Source organism: Lysobacter sp. CC-YZS074 (assembly GCF_056739745.1).
In genome coordinates, this window is record NZ_CP200301.1 from 118,844 (window position 1) to 141,924 (window position 23,081).

General features: G+C 71.1%; 17 protein-coding genes and 1 pseudogene. 11 read left to right on the top strand and 7 right to left on the bottom strand.

Annotated elements, in window-relative coordinates; all coding sequences use genetic code 11:
* Positions 1-39 precede the first annotated feature (39 nt).
* Both U8331_RS00470 and U8331_RS00475 read right to left on the bottom strand, forming a co-directional pair.
* A complete protein-coding gene (locus U8331_RS00470; RefSeq protein ID WP_481131677.1) occupies positions 40-1,962 on the bottom strand; it encodes an N-acetylmuramoyl-L-alanine amidase in 1,923 nt (640 codons plus the stop codon).
* Positions 1,963-2,178: 216 nt separating this feature from the next.
* Positions 2,179-2,670, bottom strand: coding sequence for a hypothetical protein (locus U8331_RS00475; protein WP_481131678.1), 492 nt, complete (start codon positions 2,668-2,670; stop codon positions 2,179-2,181).
* A gap of 256 nt (positions 2,671-2,926) precedes the next feature.
* On the opposite strand from U8331_RS00475, the gene U8331_RS00480 reads away from it, so the two are divergent.
* Positions 2,927-3,556: a DUF938 domain-containing protein gene (locus U8331_RS00480; RefSeq protein ID WP_481131679.1), complete on the top strand. Its 630-nt coding sequence runs from the start codon at positions 2,927-2,929 to the stop codon at positions 3,554-3,556.
* Between the two features lie 21 nt (positions 3,557-3,577).
* Here U8331_RS00480 and U8331_RS00485 read toward each other — a convergent pair whose 3' ends face one another.
* From U8331_RS00485 to U8331_RS00495, 3 genes are all read right to left on the bottom strand, one after another.
* A complete protein-coding gene (locus tag U8331_RS00485) occupies positions 3,578-4,207 on the bottom strand; it encodes an ATPase (RefSeq protein WP_481131680.1) in 630 nt (209 codons plus the stop codon).
* Positions 4,204-4,560 carry a type II toxin-antitoxin system prevent-host-death family antitoxin gene (locus U8331_RS00490; RefSeq protein ID WP_481131681.1) on the bottom strand — a complete coding sequence of 119 codons (357 nt, stop codon included), beginning with the start codon at positions 4,558-4,560 and terminating at the stop codon, positions 4,204-4,206. Before U8331_RS00490 ends, U8331_RS00485 begins: the two co-directional genes overlap by 4 nt.
* 68 nt (positions 4,561-4,628) lie before the next feature.
* Positions 4,629-6,113, bottom strand: a complete 1,485-nt coding sequence (locus U8331_RS00495; RefSeq protein WP_481131682.1) for an MATE family efflux transporter — start codon at positions 6,111-6,113, stop codon at positions 4,629-4,631.
* A gap of 181 nt (positions 6,114-6,294) precedes the next feature.
* On the opposite strand from U8331_RS00495, the gene U8331_RS00500 reads away from it, so the two are divergent.
* On the top strand, positions 6,295-6,585 hold the full coding sequence (locus U8331_RS00500; RefSeq protein ID WP_481131683.1) for a hypothetical protein: 291 nt from the start codon (positions 6,295-6,297) through the stop codon (positions 6,583-6,585).
* Between the two features lie 354 nt (positions 6,586-6,939).
* Entirely contained in the window at positions 6,940-8,886 is a 1,947-nt protein-coding gene (locus tag U8331_RS00505) for a M61 family metallopeptidase (RefSeq protein WP_481131684.1), read from the top strand.
* Positions 8,887-9,075: 189 nt separating this feature from the next.
* Here the strand turns inward: U8331_RS00505 and U8331_RS00510 are convergent, their stop codons facing one another.
* Both U8331_RS00510 and U8331_RS00515 read right to left on the bottom strand, forming a co-directional pair.
* Positions 9,076-12,021 carry a bifunctional diguanylate cyclase/phosphodiesterase gene (locus U8331_RS00510; protein ID WP_481131685.1) on the bottom strand — a complete coding sequence of 982 codons (2,946 nt, stop codon included), beginning with the start codon at positions 12,019-12,021 and terminating at the stop codon, positions 9,076-9,078.
* Positions 12,022-12,196: 175 nt separating this feature from the next.
* The gene (locus tag U8331_RS00515) at positions 12,197-15,928 is read right to left on the bottom strand and encodes an indolepyruvate ferredoxin oxidoreductase family protein (RefSeq protein ID WP_481131686.1); all 3,732 of its coding nucleotides are present in this window, start codon (positions 15,926-15,928) and stop codon (positions 12,197-12,199) included.
* 162 nt (positions 15,929-16,090) lie between these two features.
* On the opposite strand from U8331_RS00515, the gene U8331_RS00520 reads away from it, so the two are divergent.
* The 8 genes and pseudogenes from U8331_RS00520 to U8331_RS00555 all read left to right on the top strand — a co-directional run bounded on the left by U8331_RS00520 (position 16,091) and on the right by U8331_RS00555 (position 22,989).
* Positions 16,091-16,738, top strand: coding sequence for a tetratricopeptide repeat protein (locus U8331_RS00520; protein WP_481131687.1), 648 nt, complete (start codon positions 16,091-16,093; stop codon positions 16,736-16,738).
* A gap of 141 nt (positions 16,739-16,879) precedes the next feature.
* Positions 16,880-17,505, top strand: a pseudogene (locus U8331_RS00525) (AEC family transporter).
* Between the two features lie 33 nt (positions 17,506-17,538).
* The gene (locus U8331_RS00530) at positions 17,539-18,801 is read left to right on the top strand and encodes a hypothetical protein (RefSeq protein WP_481131688.1); all 1,263 of its coding nucleotides are present in this window, start codon (positions 17,539-17,541) and stop codon (positions 18,799-18,801) included.
* 74 nt (positions 18,802-18,875) lie between these two features.
* Positions 18,876-19,505: a nucleotide-binding protein gene (locus U8331_RS00535; RefSeq protein ID WP_481131689.1), complete on the top strand. Its 630-nt coding sequence runs from the start codon at positions 18,876-18,878 to the stop codon at positions 19,503-19,505.
* Positions 19,506-19,626: 121 nt separating this feature from the next.
* Entirely contained in the window at positions 19,627-20,103 is a 477-nt protein-coding gene (locus tag U8331_RS00540) for a SixA phosphatase family protein (protein ID WP_481131690.1), read from the top strand.
* Positions 20,100-20,717, top strand: coding sequence for a YceI family protein (locus U8331_RS00545; RefSeq protein WP_481131691.1), 618 nt, complete (start codon positions 20,100-20,102; stop codon positions 20,715-20,717). The genes U8331_RS00540 and U8331_RS00545 overlap by 4 nt, the downstream gene beginning before the upstream one ends.
* Complete coding sequence (locus U8331_RS00550; protein ID WP_481131692.1) at positions 20,714-22,630, top strand: phospholipase D family protein; 1,917 nt, start codon at positions 20,714-20,716, stop codon at positions 22,628-22,630. The genes U8331_RS00545 and U8331_RS00550 overlap by 4 nt, the downstream gene beginning before the upstream one ends.
* Before the next feature lie 161 nt (positions 22,631-22,791).
* On the top strand, positions 22,792-22,989 hold the full coding sequence (locus tag U8331_RS00555; protein WP_481131693.1) for a hypothetical protein: 198 nt from the start codon (positions 22,792-22,794) through the stop codon (positions 22,987-22,989).
* The last annotated feature ends 92 nt before the right edge of the window (positions 22,990-23,081 follow it).

The window sequence follows — 23,081 nt, forward strand, 5'->3', positions numbered from 1 at the left end:
CGAAGCGCGGCCCCCGCGCGGCGGCGGGGGCCGCGACAGTCAGTGGTTGACCTGCACGTCGTCGATGTAGACGTTGACGTCGTACGCAGTCTGCGCGCGGTACAGCCAGATCGCGTCGAGCTTGACCGTGCCGGCGGTGATCGCGCCGTTGCCGCCGACCCAGGCGTTCCACTGCCCGGCGTCGGTGAGCGACCACGACACGTAGGTCCAGCTGTTGGCCGGCAGCGCGCGGCTGACCGAGCGCTCGGTGCCGTCGCTGTCGTCAATGCCCACGGCCACGCTCATGCCGCTGCCGCCCGAGTACACCCAGAACCCCACCGTGCCATTGGCGCGGGTGAGCGCGACATTGGCCGACGGGCTGCCGCTGCCCGACAGCAGCCGTACCGCCCAGTTCGCCGACGTGCCGATGTTGTCCTTCAGCAGTACCCGCAGCGAGCAGTTGCCGTTGCGCCGGGTGGTGCAGGTGCGGGCGGCGCTCGACGCGGTGGAAATGCCAGTGGTGCTGCCCGAGTACGTCGGGCTGGTGTTGAAGTGGCCGACGCTGCCCTCGAAGCTGTCGAGGAGGGTGGTGCCGCCGCCACCGCCGCCGCCCGGATTGAGCAGGTCGTAGTAGCGCCCCCAGTTCCAGTTGATGCCCGGGTCGGTGTGGGTCTGGCTGCTGTAGTGCTGGTGGCCCTTGATGTCGATCGCGGTCGACAGCACCACCACGCCGCTGTGGGCCGGGCCGTCGTAGGCGTTGGCGCAGGTGATCGCCGAATACTTGCCGCAGAAGTCGCGCACCAGCGCCGCCGAGCTGTTGTACATCGCCGTGGTGTACCAGGAGCTGTTGTTGACGTAGCCCTCGTGCTCGATGCCCAGGGTGGTGCCGTTGTGCACGCCGACGTGGTGGGCGCCACGCGAGTTGCGCACCATCTGCGTGACCTGGCCGTCGGAGCTGCGGATCACGTAGTGCGCGCTGACGCTGTACGGGTTGTTCTGGAACCACGAGATCGTGCCGCCGTAGCTGCCCTGCGCGGTGTGGATGGTGACCGAGCTGTAGGAGCTGCGCGTGCGGTGGTAGGGCGAGGCGACCCACAGCGCCGGCCCGTAGTCGGTGCTCCGGGTGCTCATGTCGGGCCCACCGTCGTCGGCCGCCGCAGCCTTCAATGGCACTTTCGCCGGCGTCTTCGGCTTCAGTGTTTCGGTCACCGGGTCGATCGCGTAGGCGGCCGTTTCGATGCGGTCGCGGGCGACGTCGAGCCGCACGAACGGCGCACGCAGCTTCACCAGCTGGTCGATGTCGAACGCGCGCTCCCATTCGATCGGCCGTTCCGGCACCTTGATGCCGCGGTCGTCGACGCCGCGGTCCTGCGCCAGCAGCACGTCATAGGCGAAGCTGGTGCGGGCGTAGCGGCCGACGTCGCTGGTGGCGGCCGCCGGGCTGTCGGCGTAGCCGGCGTAGCGCATCAGCGCCGGGCGGATCGACTCGGGCGTGCGTGCGACGCGGCCGCGCGTGTCGCCGCCATTGCGGATCTCGCGGTCGAGCAGCGCCGCCGCCGCCAGCACATTGAAGCGGGGGCTGCTGCGCACCTGCGCCGCCGATGCCCCGATCAGCCGCGCGCCCGCGCCGACCTGGTCGGCGAAGCCGTCGCCGGCGTACAGGCCCATCGGGCCGTAGGCTGCGGGCATGTGGTGGTGGCGTTCGCCCTGCATCTCTTTCGGGTCCGGCTGCAGGTCCATCCAGCGGCTCTGCACGTAGGCGATGGCTTCCAGCGTGCCGGCGGGGATCGACGGGTAGCGCGCGTAGGCCTGGCGGAAGTGGCCCTGCAGTGCCTGCCGCTGCGGCCGCAGTGCGGCCTCTTCGGCATCGAGCCGCGCCTGCAGCGCGGGGTCGGCGGGCGGCGGCGCGGCATGGCTTGCGACGGACGGGACGAGCAGGGCGCCGATCACGGCGGACAGCAACACGACGTTCTTGCGATTCATTCCATGAACCCCTCTGGTTCGCTGACCCCCTGCCCGCCCGGTTCTACCCGCTGGGGCGGCCGGTCGCCGGGGCGCGCGCGAATCCCGCGTCGAAGTGTGATGGCGGTAGTGGTTTCATCTTTGTCGATGGCTGTTCAGCGGACGCGGACGGCCTCGGCCCGCGGGCCGATGACGCGGTGCGTCGACACTCTGCGCCGCCGAACCGTATGGCGCGGATCAGCGGCCGAGTTCGTGCGCGGCCACGTCGCGCACCCGCAGCGCGCGCAACGCCGGCTCGCTGGCGACCCCGATGCCGCGACTGCGACCGGGGACATACAGGGTGACGTGCGGCGGCGGCACCGGCAGCTGGCGTCCGAGGTGGCGGCCGAGCGCCCGGTGGAACGGCGCCATCGCGGACAGCTCCACCCGCTCGATGATCGAGTGGGCGGGCCGCGCCGCCGCGCCGGACTGCTCGCGCAACAGCACGTAGCGGCCGGTGCGCCGGAACGTCCAGTCCTGCGCATCGAACGCATTGGCCACCAGGGTGCGCGCCCGCGCGTCGCCGAAGTCCGAGCGCAGCTCCCGTGCGAGCGCGCCGCCGATCAGGGTGATGTGCAGCTCGGGTTTGGGCTCGAGATCGATGCCGTCGACGCGGACGCCCGCGTCGGGTAGCGGCCAGCGTTCGGGTGACACCGGCAGGATCAGGGTCTGGTCGAACGTCGGGCGCATGCGGCGAGTGTGGAGCGCCGGGCGTCACTGGCGTGTCGGTGTGCTGCGGAAGCCGCGTCCTCTTTGACGTCCGCTCGATCGGCGCTCGGTGTCGGGCCGTGGACACTCACGCGCGGGTGCGGCGGCACCCCTGGCGGCGGGCAGCCGCAGGCGACGGCCGCGGCTGACGGAGACCCGTTGGCGGCCCGCCCGGCGTCGCGCACGTCGCGGCGGACCTCCGTGCGCGACACTGGACCGCCCTGTCATCGCCGCCGCCATGCTTCCCGACAAGCCGTTCTCCCCCGCCTGCGAACGCAACCGGGAGCCGATCCTCGCGGTCCTGCGCGAACACTTCGCCGATGCCCGACGCGTGCTCGAGATCGGCAGCGGCACCGGCCAGCACGCGGTGCACTTCGCCGCGGCGATGCCGTGGCTCACCTGGCAATGCAGCGACCGCGCCGAGCACCTGCAAGGCATCCGCGCCTGGCTCCAGGAGGCGGGCCTGCCGAACACGCCGGTGCCGATCGAACTGGATGTCGACGACTGGCCGGAGTACGTGGCGGGCGGGACACGGGAGGCGCCGTTCGACGCGGTGTTCAGCGCCAACACGCTGCACATCATGGGCTGGCCGCAGGTGCAGGCGTTCTTCGCCGGGGCCGGTGCGCTGCTGTCCGGCGGCGGCACGCTCGTCGTGTACGGGCCGTTCAACCGCGGCGGCGAGTACACCAGCGACAGCAACCGCGAGTTCGACGGCTGGCTGCGCGCGCGCGATCCCGCGTCGGGCCTCCGCGACTTCGAGGCGGTCGATGCGCTGGCGCGCCAGGCCGGGCTCAACCTGCGGGCCGACGTCGCGATGCCGGCGAACAACCGCTGCCTGGCGTGGCGCGCGGGTTCCGCCGTCCGGTAAGGCCTGCGCCCGCGGGCGGCGTCAGGACGCCAGGGCGGCTTCCACCAGCGGCTTGGCCCAGTCCGGCGTCTGCGCCAGGGCCGCGGGGTCGACGGGGTAAACGCAGCGACCGTCGACCATCTCCAGCACCCGCCGCGGATCGCCGATCGCCTCGCCCGGCGCGACGTCGATGCTGTTGTCATGGACCTGCAGACGGGCCAGGTGCGGCATCAGCGCGATCAGGTTCCGGCGCGAGGCGTCCCAGCGCGCGCGGATCCTGGCTTCGGGAATGTCGTGTCCGCCCGCCGCGACCCGGGCGCGCACCCGGGCGAGGTGCTGCTCCGGCGAGGCCAGTCCGCAGAACCAGACCATCACGTCGTGGCTGCGGCTGGCATCGAGGATGCGTTGCGGCACGGTTCGTCCCCCGAGGGTGGTTTCGAAGGCATGGTGGCGCCGCTGGTCGATGGCGATGTCCAGGCGCCGCATGCCCTCGTGCCACGCGGCGGCATTGGCCTCGGTCGGGTGGCAGCCGGTCGCGGCGACCAGTTCGCGGGCGAAGGTGTCGGGATTGAACCAGCCCAGCCCGGCGCGCTGCAGCAGGTGGCCGCCGATCGAACTCTTGCCGGCGCCGTTGACGCCCGCCAGGACGTAAAGGACCGGTCGCCCCGTCAATGCCCGGTCCCGGCCCGGACCTTGCCATCCAGCCGCGCCGGACCGTCCATCAGTCCGCGCAGGCGGTCGCCGGCATCGTCGGCCTGCAGCGAGGCCAGGCGCTGGTCGAAACGACGGCGCAGCGTGTCCAGGGCGTCGGCGTCCTGCGCCGCGGCCTGCTGCAGCGCGCGCAGGATCTGGTCGTACTCGGCCGCCGACAGGATCACCGCCTCGGGCTCGTTGTGGTGGGTGACCACCACCTTGCCGATGCGCCCGACCGACTTCATCACGCCGCGCCAGCCCAGTTTCTTGACGTCGGAGGCCGGCGTGCGGGGCAGGTCGTCCAGCGCATCCAGATGCAGGGGCAGGGCCATGGCGGGAACCTCGTTCGGGATAGGGCCAATATACCCAAAATGGCCATATCGGGATACTGCGAACGGACCTACCGCGGCATCGCCACCGCCTCGCTGCCGTCGTGCTCCAGCCGCGCACCCTCGTCGGCCACCGGGGACGGCACCTGGGCCGGCACCTCCGACGGGATCGCGATCGCGTCCGGGTCGACCGGCAGCATCCGCGCCTGGCGCCAGCGGCCCCAGCGGTAATACGCCAGCGACAGCACCATCGACACCGCCGCGCTGACCGGGAAGCTCCACCAGATCGCGTCGACGCCGAACGCCGGCTGCAGCCCGTTGGCGAACGGCACCCGCACGCCCCACAGCGCGATGCCGAGGATCACCAGCGGCGGAATCACCGCGCCGGTCGAACGCACCACGCCGGCGACCACGAAGGTCACGCCGAAGAACAGGAACGACCACACCGCGATGTGGTTGAGGTGCCGCGCGATCTCCAGCGCCTCGCTGCCGGCCGGCATGAACATCGACAGGGTGAAGCGGTCGAGCAGGATCAGCGGCGCGATCAGCGCTCCAGTCAGCAGGAAGTTGAAGCCGACGCCGGCGCGCGTGGTCGCCTCCACCCGCGGCCAGTTGCCGGCGCCGACGTTCTGCGCCGCCATCGACGAACACGCCGCACCGATCGCCATCGCCGGCATCTGCACGTAGGTCCACAGCTGCAGCGCCGCGCCGTAGGCCGCGGTGGTGTGGGTGCCGTAGGCATTGACCATGGTGATCATCGCGATCATCGCCATCGAGATCATCACCATCTGCAGGCCCATCGGCACGCCCTTGGTGACCAGCGTGCGCACGATCGTCCAGTCGGGCACGAACAGGTGGCGCTCGCCGCGGCCGATCCACAGCGGGTGGCGCTTGTGGCGCAGCCAGCCCAGCATCGCCGCCAGCGCGGCCAGGTTGGCCACCAGCGTCGCCATCGCGCTGCCGGCCATGCCCATCTCCGGCAGCGGGCCGACGCCGAACATCAGCAGCGGCACCAGCACGATGTCGAGCGCCACCGCCAGCAGCAGGAACAGGAACGGCGTGCGGGTGTCGCCGGCGCCGCGCAGGATCGCCGACAGGAACGCGAACGCGTACAGGAACGGCAGCGCCAGGAAGATCACCTTGAGGTAGGCGTCGGCCAGCGGCAGCGCGGCCTCGGGCGTGCTCATCCACACCAGCACGTGGCGCGACAGCGGCAGGCCGATCGCCGCCAGCGCCACCGAGATGCCGAGGAAGAACGTCGCCGCGCTGCCGATCACCCTGCGCGCGCCGGGCAGGTCCTTCCGGCCCATCGCCTGCCCGACCAGGATGGTCGAGGCCATCCCGAAGCCGAACACCCCGCCCAGCAGCAGGAACATGATGTTGTTGGCATTGGCGATCGCACCCAGCGCCTCCTCGCCGAGAAAGCGGCCGACCCAGATCGCGTTGACCGAGCCGTTGAGCGACTGCAGCACGTTGCCGCCGAGGATCGGCAGGGCGAACACGAACAGGGTGCGGGCGATCGGCCCTTCGGTGAGGTTGCGCGGCTGCATCGGCACCGGACGGATGCGGGAAGCCGCCAGCTTAGCCGGGTGCGGTGGAGGGGCCGCGATGAGGCGGCGCATGGCTGTCCGCCAGCTGACCGGTGCGACGCGCGGAACGCAGCTTGCCGTCGGCGTCGACGCTGCCGTGACCGGCGCCGGGCGACACTTTCCCCATGAGCAGGCAGGGACCTCGACAATGAGCGCGGCGATCCGGTGGACGCGATGGTGGGTCGGCGAATGCACCTGGGTGGCACTCGCGGTGCTGCTGGCGATCGCCTTCGTGACCGGTTTCGTCTGGCTGGCCGAGCCGCCGGCCGGCGAGTTGTGGAACGAGCTGCGCAGCCCCGTCAACGTGGTCCGCATCGTCGTGCTGAGCGCCGCCCTCTGGGTGTGGGCGTACATCGCCCGGGTGATCTGCAGTGCCGGCCGCGCCAGTGCAGGCGAGAGCGCGGCGGGTTTCGCGGGGAAGCTGCAGGATCACTGCTGAGATCCTGCACGGGGCGGCGGTTCGTCCGGACGCCATGGACACGGCCGTCTTGATTCGTCCTTCGCCGTCGCGGTGACTTTGTAGGAGCGGCTTCAGCCGCGATCCGGCCACCGTTCGCCCGCGCCGACTCCACGATCGCGGCTGAAGCCGCTCCTACAGGTGCCCGGAGGCGCCGGGTGTGGCGGAGGCCTGGTGGAGCGATGGCATCCGCATCGCCGCCTTTACCGCACCGCCACGAACGCCGCTGGCATCACCGCATCCCACTTCCGACCCGCGTCGCACCCGTGCCGTTTGGCAGGGGCCTCGACAGGTCCGGCCCGTACGATGGGCGGTCACCACTCGTGAGGTTTGTCGATGTCGCGTCCCAGCCGTTTGCCCGTCCTCTCGCCGGCGCTGCTCCTGCCCGGCCTGTTCGCCGCCCTGTTGCCGGTGTCGGTCGCCCTGGCGCAATCGCCCGCGCCTGTGCAGCCCGCCCCTGCCGCTCTGGCAACGACCGATGCTGTCTATCCGGGTACGCTGACGGTGGACGTCGACGCCACCGACCTGGCACGGCGCGTGTTCCATGTGCGCCAGACCATTCCGGTGCAGGCGGGACCGCTGACCCTGCTGTTCCCCAAGTGGATCCCCGGCAAGCACCGCCCCGACGGCCCGATCCACCGGCTGGCCGGGCTGACGATCCACGGCAACGGCCAGCGCATCGAGTGGACGCGCGACCCGTCCGACGTCTACGCGTTCGATATCGACGTGCCGACCGGCGTCGGCGCGCTGGAGGTCTCGTTCGACATGCTGACCCCGACCGCCGGCAACCAGGGCCGCATCGTCATGACCCGCGACATGCTCAACCTGGAATGGGGCACGGTCGTGCTGTACCCGGCCGGCCACCCCGCCGACCACATCGCGGTCACCCCGACGCTGAAGCTGCCGGCCGGCTGGCAGGCCGGCACCGCGCTGGAGCTGCAGTCGCGCGCCGGCGACGTGCTGCGCTACGGCACGGTCGATTTCGAAACCCTGCAGGACTCGCCGGTCTACGCCGGCCGCCACTTCCGCCGGATCGACCTCGACCCGGGCGCCGACCGGCCGGTAATGCTCGACATCGTCGCCGATGCACCGAAGTACCTGGAGGCGACCGAGGCGCAGATCGCGCCGCACCGCAAGCTGGTCGACCAGGTCTACAAGCTGTTCGACTCGCAGCACTACGACCACTACGACTTCCTGTTCTCGCTGTCGGACCGGATGGGCGGCAACGGGCTGGAGCACCACCGCTCCAGCGAGAACGGGGTCAAGCCGGGCTACTTCACCGAGTGGGAGGCCAGCGTCAGCGCGCGCGACCTGCTGCCGCACGAATTCGTGCACTCCTGGAACGGCAAGTTCCGCCGTCCGGCCGGGCTCGCCACGCCGGATTTCCACACCCCGATGGTCGACAGCCTGCTGTGGGTCTACGAGGGCCAGACCCAGTACTGGGGCATGGTGCTGGCCGCGCGCTCGGGGCTGTGGGAGCGGCAGGACGCGCTCGATGCACTTGCGCTGGTGGCGGCCACCTACGCCGACGACCGCCCCGGCCTGAAGTGGCGAACCGTGCAGGACACCACCCACGACCCGATCATCGCGATGCGCCGGCCGCAGCCTTACCGCAGCTACCAGCTGAGCGAGGACTACTACAACGCCGGCGCGCTGGTGTGGCTGGCGGTCGACGCCAAGTTGCGCGAACTGAGCAGCGGACGGCGCTCGCTCGACGACTTCGCCAGCGCGTTCTTCGGCGTCCAGGACGGCCGCTGGGAGGTGGTGCCGTACGGGTTCGACGACGTGGTCGCCGCGCTCGACGACGTCGCCGCACACGACTGGGCCGGCTTCCTGCGCAGCCGGCTGGATGCCCACGCGCCGCCGCTCGACGGCCTCGCCGCGAGCGGCTGGCAGCTGGTTTATCGCGACAAGCCCAGCGACTACCACAAGCGCCTGCTCGCCGCGCGCAAGACCGCCGACTACACCGCCTCGCTCGGCATGGCGGTATCGAAGAAGGACGCCGGGGTCGGCGCGGTGCGCTGGGACGGCCCCGCCTTCAACGCCGGCATCGCGCCGGGCAGCACCCTGCTGGCGGTCAACGGCTACGCGTTCGCCACCGACCTGCTCGACGATGCGATCAAGGCCGCGCAGGCCGACGGCACGCCGATCGAACTGGTGGTGAAACACGGCGAAGTGGTGCAGACGGTGTCGATCGATTACCGCGGCGGGCCGAAGTACCCGCACCTGGAGCGCATCGAAGGGGAAAAGGACCGCCTGAGCCGGATCCTCGCGCCGTTGTGATCCATCCGGCGATGCGGCCGCATCGCGGCCGCATCGCGCCCGCGCCACACCGGCCCTGGACACTCGATTCGCGATTCCGGTTCGCCCGCTGTCGCGCCCCGGATTGTCAGGGCCTTGCAGGAGCGGCTTCAGCCGCGATCGTGCAACCGGCGCGGGCGAACGATTATCCGATCGCGGCTGAAGCCGCTCCTACAAAGAGCCGGACGTGGCGGGCGGGTCGGCCTGCAGCCAGTTCGCGGCCGGCGCCGGCCGCCCGAACAGGTAGCCCTGGCCAAACTCGCAGCCCAACCCGACCAGCGCCGCGCGCTGCTCTTCGGTCTCGATGCCCTCGGCCACCACGTCCAGGCCGAGCGCGCGCGCCAGCGCCAGCACGGCGGCGATCACCGCGGCACTGTTGCTCTGCTTGCCCAGCGCGGCCAGGAAGGTGCGGTCGATCTTGATCACCCGCAGCGGGAACGCGTGCAGATAGCTGAGCGAGGAGTAGCCGGTGCCGAAATCGTCCAGCGCCACGCCGACGCCGGCGGCCTGCAGCCGCTCGAGGATCGCGCGGACGTGGTCGGGATCCTCCAGCAGCGAGCCTTCGGTCACCTCGATCAGCAACCGCGACGGCGGCAGCCCGGTGCGGGCGAGCAGGTCCAGCAGGCGGACATCGAAATCCGCGCGGTGCAGGTGGCGCGGGGCGACGTTGATCGACAGGTAGCCGCCGGACGGCAACCGCGCCGCGTGCAGGAAGCTGCGCTTGAACATGCGCCAGTCGATCGCCTCGATCATCCCGCTGTCCTCGGCGACCTGCAGGAACTGGCCGGGGCCGAGCACGCCGCGCTGCGGGTGGTTCCAGCGCAGCAGGGCCTCGTAGCCGACCACCTCGCCGCCGGCCAGCCGTACGATCGGCTGCAGGTACGGCTCCAGCTGGTCCAGCCGCATCGCGTCGCGCAGCTCCACCTCCATCGCTAGCACGTCGACCTTGGAGCGCTGCAGCGAGTCGTCGAACAGCTGCCAGCGCTTGCGGCCCAGCGCCTTGGCCCGGTACAGGGCGATGTCGGCGTCGCGCACCAGTTCGTCGGCGTGCTGGTAGCGGGCATCGCCGATCGCGATGCCGATGCTGGCCGACGGCTCCAGCCGGCGCCCGCCGACCTGCAGCGGCTCGGTCAGCAGGTCGAGCACGCGCTGGGCGACGGCGGTCGCGGTGACCGGCGCACCGGCGGCATCGAACTGGATGTCCTCCAGCAGGATCGCGAACTCGTCGCCCGACAGCCGCGCCACCAGGTCGGGCTGGCGCACGCAGGCCTGCAGGCGGCGCGCGACCTCGCGCAGGAAGTCGTCGCCGGCGAGGTGGCCGAGGCTGTCGTTGATCACCTTGAACCGGTCGACGTCCAGGTACAGCAGCGCACAACGACGCTCCGGGTCCTCCTGCAGGCGGACCAGCACCGCCTCGATGCGGTCGTGCATCTGGCCGCGGTTGGGCAGGCCGGTCAGGGCGTCGTGCATGACCTCGTGGCGCAGCCGGTCCTGCATGCGCTCGCGCTCGCGGATCTGCCGGCGCAGCTCGACGGTGCGTTCGGCCACGCGTTCCTCCAGCTGCGCGTAGGCCTGCTGCTGGAACTGCGCGCTGCGGCGCCGGTGCAGGCTGTTGGCCACCTGCGAGGCGACGAAGCCGAGCAGCTCCCGGTCGATGGGGCCGTAGGTCACGGCGGGGTCGTAGCTCTGCACCGCGACCAGGCCGATGACCTCGTCATCGAGGAACAGCGGCACGCCGAGCCACCATTCGGAACGCGGGCCACGGCTGGCGCGGTAGTTGATCTCGCCGCTGCGCTCCAGCTCCGCCGCCGCCCCCGCGTCGACCAGCAGCGGCCGGCGATGGCGCAGCACGTACTCGCTCAGGCCCCGCGACAGCGGCCGCCGCATCGGCCGGTTGCCGCCGTGGGAGTCGACGTAGTACGGGAACACAAGATCGTGGTCGTCGGTGACCAGCGCGATGAAGAAGTTCTCGGCGTTGAGCAGCTGCCCGATGATGGCGTGGATGCGCGCGTAGAACGTCTCCTCGTCGCTGTCGTCGGTGGCCAGCTGGGCGATCTGGAACAGCGCCGCCTGCAGGCGCTCGGCGCGCTGGCGTTCGGCGACCTCCTGCTGCAGGCCGCGGTTGGCCTCGGCGAGCTCCTGGGTGCGCAGGGCGACGTTGCGCTCCAGCAGTTCGGTGCTGCGCTTGCGCTCCAGCGTGGTCAGAATGTGGCTGGCGACGAACCCGAGCAGGGTCTGGTCGGCGGCGCTGAAGCCGATGCCGGGACGGTAGCTCTGCACCACGATCGCGCCGAGCACGACACCCTCGCGCAGCATCGGCACGCCCAGCCAGTCGTGGCTGTCGGTACCCAAGGTCCGCAGCGGGCCGGAGACCTGGGTGCGCAGCTGGTCCTCGCTGCCGCGCAGCGGCCTGCCGTCGCGGAGCAGGTACCAGGTGGTCGAGTGTCGAAGCTCGTCCAGCGACACTTTCTCCGCCGGCGGTTCGTCCTCGACGTCGACGAAATACGGGAAGCGGATGGTGTCGGTGGCCGGGTCGCGCAGCGCGATGAAGAAGTTCTCGGCGTACATCAGATCGCCGACGATCGCGTGGATGCCGCGCAGCACCTCGGCCATGTCGAGGTCGGAGCCGGCCAGCTCGGAGATATCGAACAGCGCGCGCTGGACCTGCTCGGAGCGTTCGAGCCGGGCGACCTCGTGCTCCAGCACCGCCAGTCGCAGGCTCTTGTCGAGGCGGCGGTCGATGATCCGCAACGGCGCGGCGAGCCCGGCGGCCAGCGCACCGGTGTCCGCGCCGGCGACGGTGTCCAGCAGCAGCACGGCCGTGCTCGCCGGCAGCGGAATCGCGAGCCTGCACGGCGCCGTGCCGATGCGCGGCGCGCCGGCCAGCAACGCGGCATCGGCCAGCGCCACGGCCCCGGCGTCCGGTGGCAGCGAGAGGTCCGACAGGGGGCCAAGCGCACCGAGCTCCCAGATCAGGCAGGCATCGCGCACGGCCGGCAGCGATCGCGCGATCGACACCGCCCCCTGGACCAGCTCGCGGGCGTTGACCGCATCCAGCAGCACCGCGCGCCAGTCCGCGGGAGCGGCGGCGTCGACCGGCTGCGGGCGGGCACTCATGCGCCGGTCACCCGCAGCCGCCGGTCACCGGTCTTCAGCCGGGCGCCGATCGCAGCACAGGGTTGGCAGGAGCGCAGGGACATCGTGGAGCCGCAGCCGACAGGGAGACCGACGCAGCCATCTTATCGGCGGCGGCGTGAAGTTCTTTAACCCCCCTTCGCCGCCGCCGGAGCCCTCACGCCACCTGCACCAGGCGCAGCGGGTTGTCCCATTCCTTCAGCAGCTCGGCCTCGCGCGCCTTCGCCTTGTGCAGGTGCTCGTCCTTGACGTGGCCGTAGCCGCGGATGTGCTCGGGGATGGAGGCGATCTCGGCGGCGAGGCCGACGTTGCCGCGGTCCAGCCTGCCGAGCAGGCCGTCGACGGTGCGGAAATAGTCTTCGACCAGCTGGCGCTCCATCCGGCGCTCGGCGGTGTAGCCGAACACGTCGAACACGCTGCCGCGCAGCCGGCGCAGCTTCGCCAGCGCCCTGAACGCGGTGAACACCCACGGCCCGAACTCGCGCTTGATGCCGCGGCCGTGCGCGTCCTTCTTCGCCAGCAGCGGCGGGGCGAGGTGGAATTTGAGTTTGTAGTCGCCGTCGAATTGCTGCTGCACGCGGCGCATGAAGTCGCCGCTGGTGTAGAGGCGGGCGACCTCGTATTCGTCCTTGTAGGCCATCAGCTTGAACGCGTAGCGCGCGACCGCCTCGGTCAGGTCGCTGCTGCCCGGCGCCTTGGCGTGCTCGGCCTCGCGCACCCGGGCGACGAAGTCCGAATAGCGGCGCGCATAGGCGGCGTTCTGGTAGTCGGTCAGGAACGCGACGCGCCGTGCGATCAGTTCGTCGAGCGAGCGTGACAGGCGGGCGTCGTCGAGCGGCAGGAAGGCAATCTCGCCGCCGTGTTCGGGCACGTGGCGCAGCTCGTCCTGTGCGGCGGTCGCGCGCGGCGCCGAGGGGCTGCCGAATTCGTGGCCTTCCCACTCGCCGGCGCCGAGCATCGGCAGTGCGTGCGGGGTCGCCTCGGCCGCGGTCGGCCGGTTGCGGACCAGCCCGGCCGCCTCGGCCACGGCGGCCGGGTCGACCACCGCGAGCCGGCCCCAGGCGAACGCCGCCTTGTTTTTGTCGATCGCCGCGCCGTTGAGCTCAACCGCACGCATGATCGATTCCAGCGATAGCGGCACCAGTCCCTGCTGCCAGGCGTGGCCGAGGATGAACAGGTTCGACATGATCGCGTCGCCGAGCAGCGCGGTCGCCAGCTGGGTGGCGTCCACCACGACCGGCTCCCCGCCGCCGAGCGCCTTGCGGACCGCGTCGACGATGTCGCTGGCCGGGAACTGCATGTCCGGCCGCGTGGTGAACGTGCCCGGCATCGCCTCGTAGCTGTTGAGCACGACGGTCGAACGGCCGCCGCGGATCTTCGACAGCGCCCAGTAGTCGTTGACCACGACCATGTCGCAGCCGAGCACCAGGTCCGCTTCACCGGCGGCGATGCGCACCGCGTGGATGTCGGCCGGGGTCTGCGCGATGCGGATGTGGGTGGTGACCGCGCCGCCCTTCTGCGCGAGGCCGGTCTGGTCGAGCACGGTCGCGCCCTTGCCTTCCAGGTGCCCGGCCATGCCGAGCAGCGCGCCGATGGTGACCACGCCGGTGCCGCCGACGCCGGTGATCAGGATGTTCCAGGGGCGGTCGAGCGCCGGCAGGACCGGCCGCGGCAGGTCGGCGAGCCGGTCCTTCGCGCTGCTGCCGCCCTTGGCGGGCATGCCCTTCTTCAGCGCGCCGCCCTCGACGGTGACGAAACTCGGGCAGAAGCCCTCGACGCAGCTGTAATCCTTGTTGCAGTTGGACTGGTCGATCTCGCGCTTGCGGCCGAACTCGGTTTCCTTCGGCAGCACCGACACGCAGAACGACTTCCTGCCGCAGTCGCCGCAGCCTTCGCAGACCAGCGAGTTGACCATGACGCGCTTGGCGGGGTCGACCATCCTGCCGCGCTTGCGGCGGCGGCGCTTCTCGGTCGCGCAGGTCTGATCAAAGATCAGCACGCTGGTCCCCTTCACCTCGCGCAGGCGCTTCTGCACGTCGTCGAGGTGCTTGCGGTCGAGGAACTCCACGCCCGCCGGGAAGATCGAGCGGTCGCTCCACTTGGCGATGTCGTCCGACAGCACCACGATCGCCTGCACGCCTTCGCTGCGGACCTGGTGGGCGATCTGCGGGACGCTCAGCTGGCCGTCGACCGGCTGGCCGCCGGTCATCGCCACCGCGTCGTTGTAGAGGATCTTGTAGGTGATGTTGACGCCGGCCGCGACCGCCTGCCGGATCGCCAGCGAACCGGAGTGGAAGTAGGTGCCGTCGCCGAGGTTCTGGAACACGTGCGCGGTGTCGGTGAACGACGCCTGCCCGGCCCAGGTGACGCCTTCGCCGCCCATGTGGGTGTAGGTGTCGGTGCGGCGGTCCATCCACGTGACCATGTAATGGCAACCGATGCCGCCCAGCGCGCGCGAACCTTCCGGCACCGCGGTCGAGGTGTTGTGCGGGCAGCCCGAGCAGTAGTGCGGCACGCGCGGGAACTGCGCGCGCGGCAGCGCCAGCTCGGCCTCCTTGCCGGCCATCCACTGCAGGATGTTGTCCATCCGCTCGGCGGCGCCGCCGTCGAGCGCGATGTTCTTCTGGATGCGGCGGCCGATCACGCCGGCGATCGTCGCCGGGGTCAGCTCGCCGGTGCTCGGCAGGATCCACGCGCCGGACTCGTCGTACTTGCCGATGATGCTCGGCCGCGCGCCACCGAAGTCGGCCTCGGTCCAGTTGTACATCGACTCCTTCATCTGGTTCTCGATGAAGGCGTGTTTCTCCTCGACCACGATGATGTCGGACAGGCCGCGCACGAAGTTGCGCAGGCCCACCGGCTCCAGCGGCCAGGTCATGCCGACCTTGTAGACGCGGATGCCGAGGTCGCTGCAGGCGCGCTCGTCGAGGCCGAGGTACTCCAGCGCGGTCAGCACGTCGAGGTAGGACTTGCCGGTGGTGATGATGCCCAGCTTCGGCGTGGGCGAGTCGATCACGATGCGGTCGATCCGGTTGGCCCGGGCGAACGCCTGCGCGGCCTTGACCGCGTAGCGGTGCAGGCGCATTTCCTGATCCATCGGCGGGTCCGGCCAGCGGATGTTGAGGCCGCCGGCGGGCATCTCGAACTCGTCGTCGCCGGGCACCACGATCCGCAGCGCCAGCGGGTCGAGCTCGACCGAGGCCGACGACTCGACCGTCTCGGCGATCGTCTTGAAGCCGATCCAGCGACCGGTGTAGCGGCTCATCGCCCAGCCGATCGCGCCCATGTCGAGGATGTCCTGCACCCCGGCCGGGTTGAGGATCGGCATCATCGCGCTGGTGAACTCGCCTTCCGAGCCGTGCGGCAGCGTGGAGCTGCGGCAGGCGTGATCGTCGGCGGCGAGTGCGAGCACGCCACCCAGTGGCGAGGTGCCGGCGGCGTTGGCGTGCTTGAACACGTCGCCGCTGCGATCCACGCCCGGGCCCTTGCCGTACCACATGCCGAACACGCCTTGGTGTTTCGCGCCCGCGAACAGCTGGGTCTGCTGGGTGCCCCAGACCATGGTTGCGCCGAGGTCCTCGTTGAGGCCGGGGACGAACTTCACCCCGGCGCCTTCAAGGTGCTTCCTGGCCCGCCACAGCTCCAGGTCGAACCCGCCCAGCGGGCTGCCGCGGTAGCCGGAGATGAAGCCGGCGGTGTCGAGCCCGGCGGCCTGGTCGCGCAGGCGCTGCATCAGCGGCAGCCGCACCAGCGCCTGCACGCCCGACAGATAGATCCGGCCGGACTGCCTGCTGTAGCGGTGGTCGAGGCTGTAGTCGGGGTCGACCACGGACGACGTGAGGGCGGTGCCCGCCGAGGACGGCGAGCTGAGTTCGGCGGTGCTGGTCATGCGTGGCTCCGGCGCGGCCGGACGGCCGCGGGGTGGCTGCGGGGAAAATGAACAGCCCGGCGGGTTCAAAACCGCCGGGCAAAGCCCCGGGAGTGTAGCAGCGGACACAAACGCGGACCGCGCTTCGGGTACCATGGCCGGGCAACACAGGGGGAACTACCGATGTCGATCCGCAAGCTCATCTTTCCGGGGCTGCTGGCCCTGTCGGCCATCGCCGGCAGCGCGCTGGCGCAGTCCGCGGCACCGCTGGTGCCCACTTCCGAGTTCTACTTCGACGAGGACGCCCGCACCACGCGGTTGATCGTGGCCGTGGAAGGCAGCGGTGATCCGCTGGTGCAGGAGTTGCTGAAGGCGATTTCGCGCAACCCGCGCGCCAAGTCCGAAACCGCCCAGCTCGCCCACGTGGCGATGGCCGGCGGCCGCCCGGAGCTCGGCCGCGAGCTGTACGGCCGGGTGCTGGCCCAGGTCGACGCCAACGACGGGCTGTACCGTTCGGTGCTGTGGAACTACGGCTGGGACCTGTTCCGCACCGGCGACCATGCGGGTGCGCTGGCGCAGTGGCAGACGCTGCTGGCGTCGCGCAACATCACCGCGGACTGGATGCCCACCACGTTCGCGGTGGCGCTGTGGCAACTCGACCGGCGCGACGAAGCCGTGCGCTGGTACGCCGCCGCGGTACGCAGCGAGCCCACCCGCTGGAGCACCAGCGAGCACTACGCATCGCTGCTGCCGGGATGGCGCGGGGAAGACCGTGCCTTGCTGGCCGAGGTGCAGCAGGCATGGGCGGCCGACCCGCCGGAATGGCGCTGACGGCGGACACCCACGAACCCGGCTCCGGCCGGGTTTTGTTTTAACGGCCTGCCTGCCGGCATCGCCGGTCGTAGGGTCGACCGATTGCCGCTGCGACAATGCCCGCCCCGCCGTGCGCCGCGGCGCCGATGACGTGATCCGATGGCTTTCGACGCGTTTGCCCTGGTGCTGGCGATGCTCGCGCTGGGCTACCTGTTCCAGCGCCTGCGCGTGCTGCCCGCCAGCGCCGCGCAGACGTTGAACCTGGTCGTGCTGTATGTCTGCCTGCCGGCGGCGGTGCTGCGTTACGCACCCCGGCTGGTCTTCGAACGATGGGTGGCGTGGCCGCGCGGATCGTCCGCTTCCCACCGCTGTGGGCGCTGCTGCTCGGCTTCACGGTGATGCCGGCCGACCCACCGGCGTGGATCGCCGGCGGCCTACAGCGGCTATCCGACGCGCTACTCCCGCTGGCGATGCTGACCATCGGCCTGTCGGTCCGCTTCGCCCTGCCGCGCGACGAACTCAAGCCACTGGCCGGCGGCCTGGTGCTGAAGCTCTTGGTGTTGCCGGCACTGACCTGGGCCATCGTGCCGCGGCTGGGGCTGCATGGCGACATGGCGCAGGCGACCGTGCTCGAGTCGGCGATGCCGCCGATGGTCACCGCCGGCGCCCTCGCGATCGCCCACCACCCCGCCCCGAGACTGGCCGCGGCCATGGTCGGCTACGGCCTGCTGCTGTCGTTGGCGACCCTGCCGTTGTGGGCGCATCTGGTTGCCGGTTGGAGCTAAGCTCGGATGGGATCCGTCAGAAGGAGAACACGGATGTACAGAACGCTGAAGGCAGCGATGGCGCTGTCGCTGATGTGGGCCGGTAACGTTTGCGCCGCGATGCCGCAACCGCCCGAGTTGAGCGAAGCCGAGCAGGCCGCCCTCAACGCATGCTTTGAATTGCCCGACGAACGGGCCGCTGCCGAATGCCTGGAAGCTCTCCAGCTGCCGCTGCCGCCGGAGATGCAGCGCCTCGTCAACCTCGCCGCCGACCCGGCCATCCGCGCAGCCAACGAGCGCTGGCAGCGGGCGGCGGACACCGCGACCCGTGCGCACATCGATGCGCTGGCAGCCACCGGCACGCCGCGCAACCTGCTCGCAGCCGTGCTGTTGTCCCGTCCCGAGGCCACCGACGCCGACCCGCGCCCCGGTGCGATGTCGGACTTCACCCTGGTCCTGCCGGAGCACGTCGTCGGCTGGTTCGACGCCGCGCGCCATGCCACCCCGGCCGATCCGCTGGTCGCCTGGTGGGAAGCCACCGGTTGCGTCGTGGCCAATCTGGATTGCGACAGCGCCGGCGCCACCTCGCGCCTGCTCCAGGTCGATGCGGACAGTTCGGCCGTCCAGCTGCTGGCGCTGCACGCCGCGCATTCGGCCGGCGACGTCATAGCGGCCCACACCCACCTGCGGCTGGCCGCGGAGGCAGGGCGCTTCGAACCTTATGACCTCGCTCTGCTCGAGCTGGTCCTCGAGGCGAAATCGGGCGTCACGCTGCCGCCGCTCCCGCCGGACGTGGGCGAGGCGCTGGGAGTGGCGTACGGGTTCGGCGGCCCGCTCACCAGCGAGGACCTCCACGCGGTCGAAGCGATGGCCCAATGGGCCGCACTGTCGATGATGCCGTTGCAGTCGCTGACCGGCATGTGCGATCCCGATGCCCACATGGAGGCCGCACTGAAGCAGGATTGCGTCGAGGTGCTCGGACAGATGGCCGGCAACACCAACATGGTCCTGTATCCCGCGCTGGCACTGGACCTGCTGGTCCGATTGACCACCCATGAGCCCGCCGGCGGACCGTGGCGCGAGCGGTTGCGCGAGTACGCGTGGCTGTACGAGCGGGCCCTCCCGCTGGCCGGCCCGACGTCCGGACTGACTCCGTCGCAACACGCGCGGCTGTGGGCGCAGGCCGGCGAAGTGGGCGCGTGGCGCGCCCTTCTGGACCAGAATGGCATCGCACCTGAGCCTCCGGCCGACTGGCTGCCCGATGACACTCGCAAGCGGGCATTGATCACGACCGGACGCGTGCCGTCGGCCGGCTGAGCGCGGCCGTGCGGCGCCCACCGGTGTACGCTCCGGCTTCCAGTGCCGTCTGCGCCGCCTGACAGGGGAACCGCATGAAGACCGTACTCGTGGCCAGTTCGAAGGGTGGCGCCGGCAAGACCACCATCGCCACCCACCTCGCCGCCCAGGCGGCGCTCGACGGGTGCAACACCGTGCTGGTCGACGCCGACCCGCAGGGCTCGTCCATGCGCTGGGCGCAACGGCGCTCGGCCCTGCCCAGCGCGGTGCTGCCGGTCGACGGCACCGGTCGCAAGTCATGGCAGTCACAGTTGCCGAAGGGCACCGACCGCGTCGTGATCGACGGCGCCGCCGGCGCCATGGCCGACGACCTCGGGTCGTTCCTGGAGGTCGCGGACGCGGTGGTGGTGCCGGTGCTGCCGTCGACATTCGATATCGAGGCGAGCGTCGACTTCCTCGACACCCTCGCGCGCCATCCGCGGGTCCGTCGCGGCGAGCTGCGGGTCGGACTGGTCGCCAACCGGCTGCGGCCATGGACCCACGCCTCGCAGGAGGTGGTCGGCCTGCTCAAGCAGTGGCCGTACCCGGTGGTGGCGCAGCTGCGCGACAGCCAGGCCTACGTGCTGCTGTGCGGGCTCGGCAAGAGCCTGTTCGACTACCATTCCGCCCAGGTGCGCGAACACCAGGCGGACTGGCAGCCGCTGCTGCGGTGGCTGAAGCGCTAGTGCCCGCCCGCGCGACCGGCGGCCGCGGCGCCACGGCCCGCTCACGCCGGTCGCGCCATGCTGCCGCCTCGCCGGCACCGCTGCCGCCGCCTTCCCTGCTTCTCCCGTCGAGTCCTCCGCCATGCGCGAACTGATCCTGCTCCGCCACGCCCACGCCGAATCGGCCCAGCCGGACCAGGCCGATCTCGACCGGGCGCTTTCCGCCGAGGGCATCGCCGAAGCCGAGGCCGCCGGCCGCTGGCTGGCGTCGCAGAAGCTGGTCCCCGACTGCGTGCTGTGCTCGCCGTCGCGGCGCACCCGCGAGACGCTGGAGGCGGTGCTCGGGGTGGTTGGTTACGTCGAGCAACGGGTCGAGGACTCGATCTACGAGGCCAGCCCGGGCGCGCTGATCGCGCTGGCCGACAGCCATGCCGAGGTCGAGCGGCTGCTGCTGGTCGGCCACAACCCGGGCATGGAGCAACTCGCCGCGCTGCTGCACAGCGGCCAGTCCGGCGACTACCGCGGCATGCCGCCGGCCGGCATCGCGGTGCTGAGCCTGCCGGCCGGGGTGCCGCTGGAACCGGGCATCGCGCAGCTCAGCGCCTTCTGGTGGCCGTGACCCGCAAGCGTCACTGGATCGGCTGGTTGATGGCGGGGGCGCTGGCGGGGCCGGCGGCCGCGCTGTCGCTGCAGCAGGGTTCCGACTATGCGCCGCAGTCCGTACCCGGGGCGGCGCCGACCGGGTTCGACCCGGTGCACACCCGGTTCGCGTTCGAGTTGCGCACCCGCTGGGGCCAGCGCGTCGACGGCGTGTTCCCGCGGCATCAGGGCGCGCTGCACACGCTGCCCGACGGCCGCATGCAGGTGCGGATCATGCTCGCCACCGCGGCGGTCGAGGTGGAAGGTTCGGAGCGCTATACCGAACTGGCGCGCGGCGACCGCTTCTTCGATTCGGCGCGCTTTCCGTGGATCGAGTTCGTGTCCGAACCGCACCTGGCCGAGCTCGCCCACGATGGCGGCCGCCTGCGCGGGCGGCTGACCATGCACGGGGTCAGCCGGATGGAGACGTTCACCCTGTCGCCGGCGACCTGCTCGCGGCCCGGGCACGATTGCGACGTGGTCGCCACCGGCGTGGTCTCGCGCAGCGACTACGGCCTGGACGGCTGGCGCCTGGTGATCACCGACACCGTGCGTTTCCGCATGCGGGTGCGCCTGCAGGACGATCCGGCATGAGGCCGTGGCGTCTCGCCGGCGCGATGCTCGCGCTGCTGCTGTCGGCGTGCGCGACGCTGTCTCCGCAGGAGGCCGACCGCGCGGTCGCGATCGCCGCCGCGGCGCGCCCGGCCACGCTGACCTGCGAGGCCGACGACCATTGCGCGCAGCCGTCGCCGTTGCGGGAGCTGGCCGGCCGCGCGTTCGCCGAATCCACCCCGGAGCAGCCGCGCCACTACGCCCTGATCCTCGACCGCGGCACCGACGCGCTGCTGGCGCGGATCAACCTGATCCGCAGCGCGACCACCGCGATCGACCTGCAGACCTACATCTTCGACGAGGACGATGCCGGCCGGCTGGTGCTCGACGAGTTGCTGGCCGCCGCCCGCCGCGGGGTGCGCGTGCGGCTGCTGATGGACCAGCTCTCGGCGCTGCGCAACGTGGAGACGCTGGCCGCGCTGGCCGGGGCCCACGCCAACTTCCGGGTCAAGCTGTACAACCCGGTGCTGCGGCGGGCGCGGATCAGCTATCCGCAGTACGTGCTCGCCGCCGCGTGCTGCTGGCGCCAGCTCAACCAGCGCATGCACACCAAGCTGCTGCTGGTGGACGGCGCGATCGGCATCACCGGCGGGCGCAACTACCAGGACACCTATTACGACTGGGACGACGAGTACAACTTCCGCGACCGCGACCTGCTGGTCGCCGGCCCGGTCGCGCGCGAGATGGGCGCGGATTTCGAGATGTTCTGGAATGACCGCCGTAGCGTGCCGCCGGCGCGCCTGGTGGACGTCGGCGGCGCGCTGCTGGAGGACGGCGTACCGCAACTGCCGCCGCACGATTACGAGCGCCCCGAACGCGCCGAGGCGATGCGCGCCGACGCCGCCGATGCGGCGCTGGTGCGCGAACGGCTGGTCGAGCCGGCGCTGCCGGTGGGCGACGTGCGCTACATCTCCGACACCCCCGACAAGCACCGCGCCGAGAACGCGGCCAGCCGCGCGGTCGCGTCGGACTCGCTGCGCGGGCTGATCGAATCGGCGCAGGACGAGGTCCTGCTGCAGACGCCCTACCTGGTGCTGTCGGATGCCGCGCAGGAGATGTTCGGCCAGTTGCACGAGCGCGCCGACGCGCCGCGCATCGTCATATCGACCAACAGCCTGGCGGCGACCGACGCGTTCATCGCCTACGCGTTGTCGTACAAGTACAAGCGCCGCTACCTGCGCGAGTTCGGCTTCAACATCTACGAATACAGGCCGTTCCCGGCCGATGCGCCGGTCGACCTCGGCGCCACCGGGGCGTTCCTGCCCGATTACGTCCCACGGCCCGAGCGCCCGCAGACCCGCCCGCCGGACCGCGACAGCGTCCTGCGCACCGCGCGCTACCGGCAGCCGCTGGGCTCGGAGTACGGGGCGACGCGCTACCTGCATCGCCGCGCGAACGAGCCGGTGCCGCTCAAGCGCGCGGGAGTGCGGGTCGGGATGCATGCCAAGTCGCTGGTGATCGACGAGCGCATCGGCGTGGTGGGGACGCACAATTTCGATCCCCGCGGCGACCGCTACAACACCGAAAGCGCGGTGGTGATCGAGGACCCCGCGTTCGCGGCCGCGCTGGCGCAGAGCATCCGGCGCGACATCAGCCCGGCCAATTCGTGGGTGATCGCGCCGCGCGACAAGCCGCCGGTGCTGTCGGGGCTGGAGTACTCGCTGGCGAAGGCGTCGGAGTACCTGCCGCTGTTCGATCTGTGGCCGGTGCGGTATGCCACCAGCTACGAGTACGTGCCGGGGCCGTCCTGCCCGGCGCCGCTGCCGCCGGACGATCCGGGCTTCCGGGAGTGCCATCGGCCGGTGGGCGACTTCCCGGAGGTCAATCCGGCCCTGAAGGGCCTGCCGACGCGGCTTTTCACCGCGTTTGGCGCCGGGCTGGCACCCATTCTGTAGTCGCCCCGCGGCGCGCGGACGCGCCGGAACCCTGCAGGCACGTGCCCGTACCGCCCCTGTCGTCGGTGGGGTGACTTCCGGCCCATGGCGGTCGCGCTCAGGTGTTGTACTTTACCAACACACCGAGGCACCAACACTCCCCCGACCGCAGGAAAACCGCCATGAACACCATCGCCCTCCGCACCCCGTCCACCCCGCGCCCGACCCAGGCGACCCGCCCGTACACCTCGAACGCCCCGTCCTCCACCGGCAGCCGCCGCGAGCGCGACTTCGGCGTCGGCTACGGCTCCAGCAGCGGCTACGCCACCTCGCGCCAGTACGTGAGCGGCAACGGTCCGCGCCTGTTCCGCTGCGCCTGAGCGCGCCTTGTCCGGCACGCACCGCCACGCAGGGCCGTGGCGCCCTCCGCAATGTTTCCCCGGCACCCCGGGACCGGTCCGCTGACCTCCCC